At 56.0% G+C, this 12,306-nt stretch carries 6 protein-coding genes; all 6 read right to left on the bottom strand.

What is annotated here, in order from left to right; translation table 11 throughout:
• Positions 1-6: 6 nt before the first annotated feature.
• The 6 genes from fusA to rplL all read right to left on the bottom strand — a co-directional run bounded on the left by fusA (position 7) and on the right by rplL (position 12,242).
• Complete coding sequence (gene fusA / locus VRB54_RS21390) at positions 7-2,112, bottom strand: elongation factor G (protein ID WP_003232412.1); 2,106 nt, start codon at positions 2,110-2,112, stop codon at positions 7-9.
• A gap of 30 nt (positions 2,113-2,142) precedes the next feature.
• Positions 2,143-2,613, bottom strand: a complete 471-nt coding sequence (gene rpsG / locus VRB54_RS21395) for a 30S ribosomal protein S7 (RefSeq protein ID WP_002555493.1) — start codon at positions 2,611-2,613, stop codon at positions 2,143-2,145.
• Between the two features lie 118 nt (positions 2,614-2,731).
• Positions 2,732-3,103: a 30S ribosomal protein S12 gene (rpsL, locus tag VRB54_RS21400; protein ID WP_002555494.1), complete on the bottom strand. Its 372-nt coding sequence runs from the start codon at positions 3,101-3,103 to the stop codon at positions 2,732-2,734.
• A 216-nt stretch (positions 3,104-3,319) separates the two neighbouring features.
• Positions 3,320-7,519: a DNA-directed RNA polymerase subunit beta' gene (gene rpoC, locus VRB54_RS21405; protein WP_209985410.1), complete on the bottom strand. Its 4,200-nt coding sequence runs from the start codon at positions 7,517-7,519 to the stop codon at positions 3,320-3,322.
• A 64-nt stretch (positions 7,520-7,583) separates the two neighbouring features.
• Complete coding sequence (gene rpoB / locus VRB54_RS21410) at positions 7,584-11,657, bottom strand: DNA-directed RNA polymerase subunit beta (protein ID WP_338478661.1); 4,074 nt, start codon at positions 11,655-11,657, stop codon at positions 7,584-7,586.
• A gap of 219 nt (positions 11,658-11,876) precedes the next feature.
• Positions 11,877-12,242: a 50S ribosomal protein L7/L12 gene (gene rplL, locus VRB54_RS21415; protein WP_053138313.1), complete on the bottom strand. Its 366-nt coding sequence runs from the start codon at positions 12,240-12,242 to the stop codon at positions 11,877-11,879.
• Positions 12,243-12,306: the final 64 nt, after the last annotated feature.

Raw genomic sequence — 12,306 nt, forward strand, 5'->3', positions numbered from 1 at the left:
ACTGAATCAGCCTTGTTTTTTGGATACAGTTTCAGCGATGTGCGCCGGAGCTGTGTTGTATTTTTTGAATTCCATAGAGTAGCTTGCGCGACCCTGGGACATGGAGCGAACGTCGGTCGCATAACCGAACATCTCACCCAACGGAACCTCGGCGCGAATCACTTTGCCGGAAACCGTGTCTTCCATACCCAAGATCATGCCGCGACGACGGTTAAGGTCGCCCATGACATCACCCATATAGTCTTCAGGTGTAACAACTTCTACCGCCATGATTGGCTCAAGCAACTCACCACCGCCCTTCTGGGCCAGTTGCTTGGTTGCCATGGAAGCAGCCACCTTGAACGCCATCTCGTTGGAGTCGACGTCGTGGTAAGAACCGTCAAAAACGGTTGCTTTCAGGCCGATCAGCGGATAGCCGGCAACAACACCGTTCTTCATCTGCTCTTCGATACCCTTCTGGATAGCAGGGATGTATTCCTTGGGAACAACACCACCCACTACTTCGTTCACGAATTGCAGACCTTCCTGACCTTCGTCAGCAGGAGCAAAACGGATCCAGCAGTGACCGAACTGACCACGACCGCCGGACTGACGAACGAACTTGCCTTCGATTTCACAGTTCTTCGTGATGCGCTCACGATAGGAAACCTGAGGCTTACCGATGTTGGCTTCGACGTTGAACTCACGGCGCATCCGGTCAACCAGGATGTCCAGGTGAAGCTCGCCCATGCCGGAGATGATCGTTTGACCAGTCTCTTCATCAGTCTTGACGCGGAAAGATGGATCTTCCTGAGCAAGCTTGCCCAGAGCGATACCCATTTTTTCCTGGTCATCCTTGGTCTTGGGCTCTACGGCAACCGAAATAACCGGCTCCGGGAAGTCCATGCGAACGAGGATGATTGGCTTGTCAGCGTTGCACAAGGTTTCACCAGTGGTGACGTCCTTCATGCCGATCAGGGCCGCGATGTCACCAGCGCGTACTTCCTTGATCTCTTCACGGGCGTTTGCGTGCATTTGCACCATACGACCCACGCGCTCTTTCTTGCCTTTAACCGAGTTGATCACGCCGTCGCCGGAGTTCAACACGCCCGAGTAAACACGGACGAAGGTCAAGGTACCCACGAATGGGTCAGTGGCAATTTTAAATGCCAGAGCGGAGAACGGTTCTGCGTCGTCTGCATGACGCTCCAGCTCGATAGTCTCGTCATCAGGGTCGGTACCCTTGATGGCCGGAATATCAACCGGGGCCGGCAGATAGTCGATAACAGCATCGAGAACCAGGGGAACGCCCTTGTTCTTGAACGAGGAACCGCAAACAGCCAGGACGATTTCGCCAGCGATAGTACGCTGACGCAGAGCGGCCTTGATTTCCACGTTGGTGAGTTCTTCACCTTCGAGGTACTTGTTCATCAGTTCTTCATTGGCTTCGGCGGCAGCCTCAACCATATTGTTGCGCCACTCGTCAGCCAGCTCCTGCATATCAGCAGGGATAGGCTTACGAACAGGAACCATACCCTTGTCAGCATCGTTCCAGTAAACAGCTTCCATGGTCAGCAGATCGATCTGGCCCTGGAAGTTGTCTTCGGAACCGATAGCCAACTGGATAGGCACCGGAGTGTGACCCAGACGCTGCTTGATCTGACCGATCACGCGCAGGAAGTTGGCACCAGCACGGTCCATCTTGTTTACATAAACAAGACGTGGAACGCCGTATTTGTTGGCTTGACGCCATACGGTTTCCGACTGCGGCTCAACACCCGAGGTACCGCAGAACACAACGACAGCGCCGTCGAGTACGCGCAGGGAACGTTCAACTTCAATGGTGAAGTCTACGTGGCCAGGGGTATCGATTACGTTGAAGCGGTGCTCATCTTTGTACTGCTTCTCGGAACCTTTCCAGAAGGCGGTAATAGCAGCAGAAGTAATGGTAATACCACGCTCCTGCTCCTGAACCATCCAGTCTGTGGTCGCGGCGCCGTCATGCACCTCGCCCATTTTGTGACTTTTGCCGGTGTAAAACAGCACGCGCTCGGTGGTGGTGGTTTTACCAGCATCCACGTGAGCGACGATACCGATGTTACGGTAACGGCTAATCGGTGTAGTACGAGCCATAAAGCCCTCGCAAAATTAGTGAAGCTAAGATTAGAAGCGGTAGTGCGAGAAAGCTTTGTTGGCTTCAGCCATACGGTGCACGTCTTCACGCTTCTTAACAGCAGCACCTTTACCTTCAGCAGCGTCCAACAGCTCGCCGGCCAAACGCAGAGCCATAGACTTCTCGCCGCGCTTGCGGGCGAAGTCTACCAACCAGCGCATTGCCAGGGCGTTACGACGGGACGGACGAACTTCGACCGGAACCTGGTAAGTAGCACCGCCTACACGGCGCGACTTCACTTCGACCAGCGGAGCGATGGCGTCGAGAGCTTTCTCGAAGATTTCCAGGGGATCGCTGTTCTTGCGTTCTTTAACCTTTTCCAGCGCGCCATAAACGATACGCTCGGCAACGGCTTTTTTACCGCTTTCCATTACGTGGTTCATGAACTTGGCCAGAATTTGGCTTCCGTATTTTGGATCGTCAAGCACTTCGCGCTTGGCTGCTACGCGTCTTCTTGGCATGGATAAGCCCTCAAACGGTCTTCAGGTTCGCTCGGAATCAGTGCCCTCTCGGGGCGCCTCCGACCTTACTCTTATCGACTCAGAAAATAAGATGATTCAGTTTTACAAAAAGCCGCTACTACTTAGGCTTCTTGGTACCGTACTTCGAACGACCCTGGTTACGGCCTTTAACGCCGGAAGTATCCAAGGAGCCGCGTACGGTGTGGTAACGAACACCTGGCAAGTCTTTTACACGACCGCCGCGGATCAGTACCACGCTGTGCTCTTGCAGGTTGTGACCTTCACCGCCGATGTACGAGGAAACCTCGAAACCGTTGGTCAGGCGCACACGGCATACTTTACGCAGTGCCGAGTTAGGTTTTTTCGGCGTGGTGGTATACACACGGGTGCATACGCCACGACGTTGCGGGCAGTTCTGCAGCGCAGGCACGTCGGATTTCTCGACGATACGCTTACGCGGCTGACGTACCAGCTGGTTGATAGTTGCCATCTACTAGCTCCACTGTTGTCTTGCGACGCTATTGTCTTGCAAGAAAAGCAAAATGGCAGGAACGAATTCCCGCCAAATTTAGGGGTACAAGAGTCTAAAGAGGATCTTGCCCCCAGTCAAGGCAAGGCCCCGACCTCCCCGCCCGTCGAATCGGGGCATAAATGCCTCGATCCGACGAATGGAGCTGCCAGGGCCCAGTCTCATCTATCGCAGAACTCAGTTACCGCTTGAGTTCAGCGCTTCGGTCAGCGCAGCTTCCACTTCACTGGCGCTTACGCGCAGCGGCTTGTCAGCATCACGGCGGCGCTTGCGCTCGCTGTGGTAAGCCAAACCGGTACCAGCCGGGATCAGACGACCCACGACCACGTTTTCTTTCAGGCCACGCAGGTAATCGCGCTTGCCGGTTACCGCTGCTTCGGTCAGTACGCGAGTGGTCTCCTGGAAGGAGGCCGCCGAGATGAACGATTCAGTGGACAACGACGCCTTGGTTATACCCAGCAACACACGAGTGAACTTGGAGACAAACTTGTCATCCGCGCCCAGACGCTCGTTCTCTACCAGCACGTGAGTCAGTTCCATCTGGTCGCCCTTGATGAAACTGGAATCGCCGGATTCAGCGATTTCAACTTTACGCAGCATCTGACGCAGGATGGTCTCGATGTGCTTGTCGTTGATCTTCACGCCTTGCAGGCGGTAAACGTCCTGGATCTCGTTGACGATGTACTTGGCCAGCGCACTCACACCCAGCAAACGCAGGATGTCGTGTGGATCGCTCGGGCCGTCGGAGATAACTTCGCCGCGGTTTACCTGTTCGCCTTCGAAGACGTTCAGGTGACGCCACTTCGGAATCAGCTCTTCGTACGGATCGGTACCGTCGTTCGGGGTAATGACCAGACGGCGCTTGCCCTTGGTCTCTTTACCGAACGCGATGGTGCCGCTGACTTCAGCCAGAATCGACGCTTCCTTCGGACGACGCGCTTCGAACAAGTCGGCAACACGCGGCAGACCACCGGTGATGTCGCGGGTCTTCGAAGTTTCCTGCGGGATACGCGCGATAACATCACCGATCGCGATCTTCGCACCATCCGCCACACCGACCAGGGCGTTGGCTGGCAGGAAGTACTGAGCGATTACGTCAGTGCCTGGCAGCAACAAGTCCTTGCCGTTGTCGTCGACCATCTTCACGGCAGGACGGATGTCTTTACCGGCAGCTGGACGATCTTTCGCATCGAGTACTTCAATGTTGGTCATACCGGTCAATTCGTCGGTCTGACGCTTGATCGTGATGCCTTCTTCCATGCCCACGTAGGTCACGGTACCTTTCATTTCGGTAACGATTGGGTGAGTGTGCGGATCCCACTTGGCCACGATTGCGCCAGCGTCGACCTTGTCACCCTCTTTAACCGAAATCACAGCACCGTACGGCAGCTTGTAACGCTCACGCTCACGACCGTAGTCATCAGCGATTGCCAGCTCACCGGAACGGGACACAGCAACCAGGTGGCCATCCACTCGCTCAACGTGTTTCAGGTTGTGCAGACGGACAGTACCGCCATTCTTCACCTGAACGCTGTCGGCTGCAGAGGTCCGGCTTGCCGCACCACCGATGTGGAACGTACGCATGGTCAGCTGGGTACCCGGCTCACCGATGGACTGGGCAGCGATAACGCCGACCGCTTCACCGATGTTCACCTGGTGACCACGAGCCAAATCACGGCCATAGCACTTGGCGCAGATGCCGTAGCGGGTTTCGCAGCTGATCGGCGAGCGAACGATCACTTCATCGATGCTGTTGAGTTCGATGAACTCGACCCACTTCTCGTCAACCAGGGTGCCAGCAGGAACGATAACTTCCTCAGTACCCGGCTTGAACACGTCACGGGCAATGACTCGACCCAGTACGCGCTCACCCAGCGGCTCTACAACGTCACCGCCTTCAATGTGCGGCGTCATTAGCAAGCCGTGTTCGGTGCCGCAGTCGATCTCGGTAACAACCAGATCCTGTGCAACGTCTACCAGACGACGAGTCAGGTAACCGGAGTTAGCCGTCTTCAACGCGGTATCCGCCAGACCTTTACGAGCACCGTGAGTGGAGATGAAGTACTGAAGTACGCTCAAACCTTCACGGAAGTTCGCAGTAATCGGCGTTTCAATGATGGAGCCGTCCGGCTTGGCCATCAGGCCACGCATACCGGCGAGCTGACGGATCTGCGCAGCAGAACCCCGTGCGCCCGAGTCGGCCATCATGTACATGGAGTTGAAGGACTCCTGGTCAACTTCGTCGCCATGGCGGTCGATGACTTTCTCTTTCGAGAGGTTGGCCATCATTGCCTTGGACACTTCGTCGTTGGCCTTGGACCAAAGGTCGATCACCTTGTTGTACTTCTCGCCCTGGGTTACCAGGCCGGAGGCGTACTGGCTTTCGATCTCTTTCACTTCATCGGTGGCGGCACTGATGATGCGAGCTTTTTCATCCGGGATAACGAAGTCGTTAACACCGATGGAAACGCCGGAGATGGTCGAATAAGCAAAACCTGTGTACATCAACTGGTCAGCGAAGATCACGGTCTCCTTCAAACCAACCACGCGGTAGCACTGGTTGATCAGCTTGGAGATCGCCTTTTTCTTCATCGGCAGGTTGACGACGTCATACGACAGACCTTTTGGCACAACCTGATACAACAGCGCACGACCAACAGTGGTGTCGACGATACGCACGTTGCTCACACTGCCGCCGTCACGGTCGTTGACGGTTTCGTGGATCCGCACTTTGACCTTGGCGTGCAGTGCGGCTTCGCCGGCACGGAACACACGGTCAACTTCCTGCAGATCCGCGAACACACGACCTTCGCCCTTGGCGTTGATCGCTTCACGGGTCATGTAATACAGACCCAATACAACGTCCTGCGACGGAACGATGATTGGCTCACCGTTGGCTGGCGACAGAATGTTGTTGGTCGACATCATCAACGCACGCGCTTCCAACTGAGCTTCCAGTGTCAGCGGTACGTGCACGGCCATTTGGTCGCCGTCGAAGTCGGCGTTGTACGCAGCACAGACCAGCGGGTGCAGCTGGATAGCCTTACCTTCGATCAGTACCGGTTCAAACGCCTGGATACCCAGACGGTGAAGGGTCGGTGCACGGTTGAGGAGAACCGGGTGTTCGCGAATCACTTCAGCGAGAACGTCCCAAACCTCTGGCAGTTCACGCTCGACCATTTTCTTGGCCGCTTTGATGGTGGTCGCGAGACCGCGCATTTCCAGCTTGCCGAAGATGAATGGCTTGAACAGCTCGAGTGCCATCTTCTTGGGCAGACCGCACTGGTGCAGACGCAGGGTCGGGCCTACGGTAATTACCGAACGGCCGGAGTAGTCAACACGCTTACCGAGCAAGTTCTGACGGAAACGACCTTGCTTACCCTTGATCATGTCAGCCAGGGACTTCAAAGGACGCTTGTTCGAACCAGTGATAGCGCGGCCACGACGACCGTTGTCGAGCAAGGCGTCGACGGCTTCCTGCAACATACGCTTTTCGTTGCGCACGATGATGTCCGGAGCGGACAGATCAAGCAGGCGCTTCAAGCGGTTGTTACGGTTGATCACGCGGCGGTACAGGTCGTTGAGGTCGGACGTCGCGAAACGACCACCGTCCAACGGTACCAGCGGGCGCAGGTCTGGCGGCAGAACCGGCAGAACGGTCAGCACCATCCACTCTGGCAGGTTGCCGGAACCCTGGAAGGCTTCCATCAACTTCAGACGCTTGGACAGTTTCTTGATCTTGGTTTCGGAGTTGGTTTGCGGAATCTCTTCGCGCAGACGGCCAATCTCGTGTTCCAGGTCGATAGCGTGCAGCAGTTCACGGACAGCTTCGGCACCCATGCGGGCATCGAAATCGTCACCGAATTCTTCCAGCGCTTCGAAGTACTGCTCGTCGTTCAGCAGTTGACCTTTTTCAAGAGTGGTCATGCCTGGATCGATAACGACATAGCTCTCGAAGTAGAGAACGCGTTCGATATCACGCAGGGTCATGTCCATCAGCAAGCCGATACGGGACGGCAGCGATTTCAGGAACCAGATGTGGGCAACCGGCGAAGCCAGTTCGATGTGCGCCATACGCTCACGACGAACCTTGGCCAGTGCAACTTCAACGCCGCACTTCTCGCAGATCACACCACGGTGCTTCAAGCGCTTGTACTTACCGCACAGGCACTCGTAATCCTTTACCGGGCCAAAGATCTTGGCGCAGAACAGGCCGTCACGCTCAGGTTTGAACGTACGGTAGTTGATGGTTTCCGGTTTTTTAACTTCACCGAACGACCACGAACGGATCATCTCAGGCGATGCCAATCCAATACGGATGGCGTCGAACTCTTCGACTTGACCCTGGTTTTTCAGCAAATTCAGTAGGTCTTTCAAGGCCTTTCCTCCTGGCGGAGCAGAGAGCGGGCATCGCTGCCACGCTCTCGATTCGCGTCACGTGTTATTCGGTTTCCAGATCGATATCGATGCCGAGGGAACGAATTTCTTTGATCAACACGTTGAAGGACTCGGGCATGCCCGGCTCCATACGGTGATCGCCGTCCACGATGTTTTTGTACATCTTGGTACGACCGTTCACATCGTCCGACTTCACTGTGAGCATTTCTTGCAGAGTGTATGCGGCACCGTATGCTTCCAGTGCCCAGACCTCCATCTCCCCGAAACGCTGACCACCGAACTGAGCCTTACCACCCAGCGGCTGCTGGGTAACCAGGCTGTAAGAACCGGTAGAACGAGCGTGCATCTTATCGTCTACCAAGTGGTTCAGCTTCAGCATGTACATGTAGCCAACAGTAACCGGGCGCTCAAACTTGTTGCCGGTACGGCCGTCGAACAGCTGCATCTGGCCACTTTCCGGCAGGTCTGCCAGTTTCAGCATGGCCTTGATTTCGCTTTCCTTGGCACCGTCGAACACCGGGGTAGCCATTGGAACGCCGCCGCGCAGGTTCTTCGCCAGATCCAGGATTTCCTGGTCGGAGAAGGTGTCCAGCTCTTCGTTGCGACCGCCGATCTCGTTGTAGATCTCGTGCAGGAACTTGCGCAGGTCTGCGACCTTGCGCTGCTCTTCGATCATACGGTTGATCTTCTCGCCCAGACCTTTAGCCGCGAGGCCCAGGTGGGTTTCAAGGATCTGACCAACGTTCATACGCGAAGGTACGCCCAACGGGTTGAGGACGACGTCGACCGGGGTGCCATTGGCATCGTGCGGCATGTCTTCAACCGGCATGATCACAGAGACCACACCCTTGTTACCGTGACGACCGGCCATCTTGTCGCCCGGCTGGATGCGGCGACGGATTGCCAGGTAAACCTTGACGATTTTCAGCACGCCTGGAGCCAGGTCATCGCCCTGCTGCAGTTTGCGCTTCTTGTCTTCGAACTTGTCGTCCAGCAGACGACGACGATCAACGATGTAGGCCTGAGCCTTCTCGAGCTGCTCGTTCAGAGCATCTTCAGCCATGCGCAGTTTGAACCACTGGCCGTGCTCAAGACCGTCGAGTACTTCGTCGGTGATGTCCTGGCCTTTCTTCAGACCTGCGCCGCCTTCGGCCTTGTGGCCTACCAGAGCGGAACGCAGACGTTCGAAGGTTGCGCCTTCAACGATACGGAACTCTTCGTTCAGATCCTTGCGGATCTCGTCGAGTTGAGTCTTCTCGATGGACAGTGCACGAGCATCACGCTCAACGCCGTCACGGGTGAAGACCTGTACGTCGATGACAGTGCCCTTGGTACCGGTAGGTACACGCAGGGAAGTGTCTTTAACGTCGCTGGCTTTTTCACCGAAGATGGCACGCAACAGCTTTTCTTCCGGTGTCAGTTGGGTCTCGCCTTTCGGAGTGACCTTACCCACCAGAATGTCGCCTGCGCCAACTTCAGCACCTACGTAAACGATACCGGCTTCGTCCAGCTTGTTCAGCGCAGCTTCACCCACGTTCGGGATGTCTGCAGTGATCTCCTCTGGGTCAAGCTTGGTGTCACGCGCCACACAGGTCAGTTCCTGAATGTGGATCGTGGTGAAGCGGTCTTCCTGAACAACACGCTCGGACAGGCAGATGGAGTCTTCGAAGTTGAAGCCGTTCCATGCCATGAACGCGATGCGCATGTTCTGACCCAGTGCCAGTTCACCCATGTCGGTGGACGGGCCGTCGGCCATGATGTCGCTGCGCTGAACGCGATCACCCTTACGCACCAGCGGACGCTGGTTGATACAGGTGTTCTGGTTCGAGCGGGTGTATTTGGTCAGGTTGTAGATGTCGACACCGGCTTCGCCAGTTTCAACTTCGTCATCGGCAACACGAACCACAATACGGCTGGCATCAACGGAGTCGATCACGCCGCCACGACGAGCCACGACGCAAACGCCGGAGTCACGGGCTACGTTACGCTCCATGCCGGTACCTACCAGCGGCTTGTCAGCGCGCAGGGTTGGTACAGCTTGACGCTGCATGTTGGAACCCATCAACGCACGGTTGGCGTCATCGTGCTCCAGGAACGGGATCAGCGACGCTGCAACCGACACTACCTGCTTGGGCGATACGTCCATCAAGGTGACGTCTTCCGGCGCCTTGACGGTGAACTCGTTCAAGTGACGAACCGCTACCAGCTCGTCGGTCAGCACTTTCTTGTCGTTCATCGTGGCCGAAGCCTGAGCGATCACGTGATCAGCTTCTTCAATGGCGGACAGGAACACGATCTCGTCGGTGACCAGAGCGTCTTTCACCACTCGGTACGGGCTCTCGAGGAAGCCGTACTGGTTGGTGCGCGCATAAGCGGCCAGGGAGTTGATCAGACCGATGTTCGGACCTTCCGGCGTTTCGATCGGGCAAACACGACCGTAGTGCGTCGGGTGAACGTCACGCACTTCAAAGCCAGCACGTTCACGGGTCAGACCGCCCGGGCCCAGTGCGGAAACACGGCGTTTGTGGGTGATCTCGGAGAGCGGATTGTTCTGGTCCATGAACTGCGAGAGCTGGCTGGAACCGAAGAACTCTTTCACCGCAGCAGCCACTGGCTTGGCGTTGATCAGGTCTTGCGGCATCAGGCCTTCGCTTTCGGCCATCGACAGACGCTCTTTGACCGCACGCTCAACACGTACCAGGCCAACGCGGAACTGGTTTTCGGCCATTTCGCCGACACAGCGAACACGACGGTTACCCAGGTGGTCGATGTCATCGACGATGCCTTTACCGTTACGGATGTCGACCAAGGTCTTCAGTACGGCAACGATGTCTTCCTTGCACAGCACACCCGAACCTTCGATCTCGGTACGACCGATACGACGGTTGAACTTCATCCGGCCGACCGCAGACAGGTCATAGCGCTCAGGGCTGAAGAACAGGTTGTTGAACAGGGTCTCGGCAGCGTCTTTGGTAGGTGGCTCGCCAGGACGCATCATGCGATAGATCTCGACCAGCGCTTCCAATTGGTTGCTGGTGGAGTCGATCTTCAGGGTGTCGGAGACGAACGGACCGCAGTCGATGTCGTTGGTGTACAGGGTTTCGATGCGAACAACCTGGGCCTTGGCGATTTTTGCCAGGATCTCGGTGTTCAGCTCGGTGTTGCACTCAGCCAGGATTTCGCCTGTAGCCGGGTGAACAATAACCTTGGCGGTAGTGCGACCCAGGACGTAGTCCAAAGGCACGTCCAGCGAGGTAATACCGGCTTTTTCGATCTGGTTGATGTGGCGCGCAGTGATACGACGGCCAGCCTCAACAATGACCTTGCCCTTCTCGTCCTGGATATCCAGAACGGCAATCTCACCACGCAGGCGCGATGGCACCAACTCCAGGCTGAGGGTTTCATCCTTCAGACTGAATACGTTAGTGGTATAGAAAGCGTCCAGTACCTGTTCGGTGGTGTAGCCGAGCGCGCGCAGCAGTACCGAGGCCGGCAGCTTGCGACGACGGTCGATACGTACGAACACGCAGTCTTTCGGGTCGAACTCGAAGTCCAGCCACGAACCGCGGTACGGAATGATCCGCGCGGAGTACAGGAGTTTGCCGGAGCTGTGCGTCTTGCCGCGGTCGTGGTCGAAGAACACGCCCGGGGAACGGTGCAGCTGGGAAACGATTACACGCTCGGTACCGTTGATAACGAAGGTACCGTTCTCGGTCATCAATGGGATTTCGCCCATGTAGACTTCTTGCTCTTTGATGTCCTTGATCGCTTTGTTCGACGACTCTTTGTCGAAAATGATCAGACGGACTTTTACCCGCAAAGGTACGGCGTACGTTACGCCACGCAACACGCATTCTTTGACATCAAATGCCGGTTCGCCCAGGCGATAACCGACGTACTCCAGCGCAGCATTGCCGGAGTAGCTGATGATCGGGAAAACGGATTTGAAGGCCGCATGCAGGCCCACGTCGCGGAACTGATCTTTGGTCGCTCCCGCCTGCAAGAATTCACGATACGAATCCAGCTGGATAGCCAGAAGGTACGGGACATCCATGACGTCCGGCAACTTGCTAAAGTCCTTGCGGATACGTTTTTTCTCAGTATATGAGTAAGCCATCAGCGTTCCCCAGCTTGGTCACCTGCTTGTTTGGCCCCTCCGACGGGAGCAGCCAGAAAATCTTGCAAACCCCATGGTTTGCACCACCGCTTCGGGTGGCTACAGCGCGTTAATGGCGGCGACCGAGTCGACAGCCAAGAACGGAAAAAGGCCGGTGGCAAGAGCCACCAGCCATCAGCCTTAAGCTTGACGCTTGGGCTGGAGACGCAAGGTCGATGCTTACTTCAGCTCGACTTTAGCGCCTGCTTCTTCCAGAGTTGCCTTGGCTTTGTCGCCGGCATCTTTGGTCACTGCTTCCAGAACCATGGCAGGAGCGCCGTCAACTACAGCCTTGGCTTCTTTCAGGCCCAGACCGGTCAGTTCACGTACTGCCTTGATCACGTTTACTTTCTTCTCGCCAGCTTCCAGCAGCATGACGTTGAATTCGGTTTGCTCTTCAACAACGGCAGCAGCAGCAGCTGGACCGGCGGAAGCAGCGGCAGCGGAAACGCCGAATTTTTCTTCGAAAGCTTTGATCAGCTCAACAACCTGCAGAACCGACATTTCAGCTACGGCGTTGAGGATATCGTCTTGGGAGATAGACATTGCTGTATTTCCTGAATTGGGGGACGGCCTACGCGGCCATCGAAATAAACAAAAATACGCGAGA

Origin of the sequence: Pseudomonas trivialis, from assembly GCF_036864995.1 — a bacterium.
GTDB classification, from domain to species: Bacteria; Pseudomonadota; Gammaproteobacteria; order Pseudomonadales; family Pseudomonadaceae; genus Aquipseudomonas; species Aquipseudomonas trivialis.

Bases quoted from the DNA above. Each gene is read 5' to 3' on its own strand.
- rpoB (WP_338478661.1), bottom strand. From the start codon at position 11,657: ATGGCTTACTCATATACTGAGAAAAAACGTATCCGCAAGGACTTTAGC.
- rplL (WP_053138313.1), bottom strand. From the start codon at position 12,242: ATGTCTATCTCCCAAGACGATATCCTCAACGCCGTAGCTGAAATGTCG.
- fusA (WP_003232412.1), bottom strand. From the start codon at position 2,112: ATGGCTCGTACTACACCGATTAGCCGTTACCGTAACATCGGTATCGTC.
- rpsG (WP_002555493.1), bottom strand. From the start codon at position 2,613: ATGCCAAGAAGACGCGTAGCAGCCAAGCGCGAAGTGCTTGACGATCCA.
- rpsL (WP_002555494.1), bottom strand. From the start codon at position 3,103: ATGGCAACTATCAACCAGCTGGTACGTCAGCCGCGTAAGCGTATCGTC.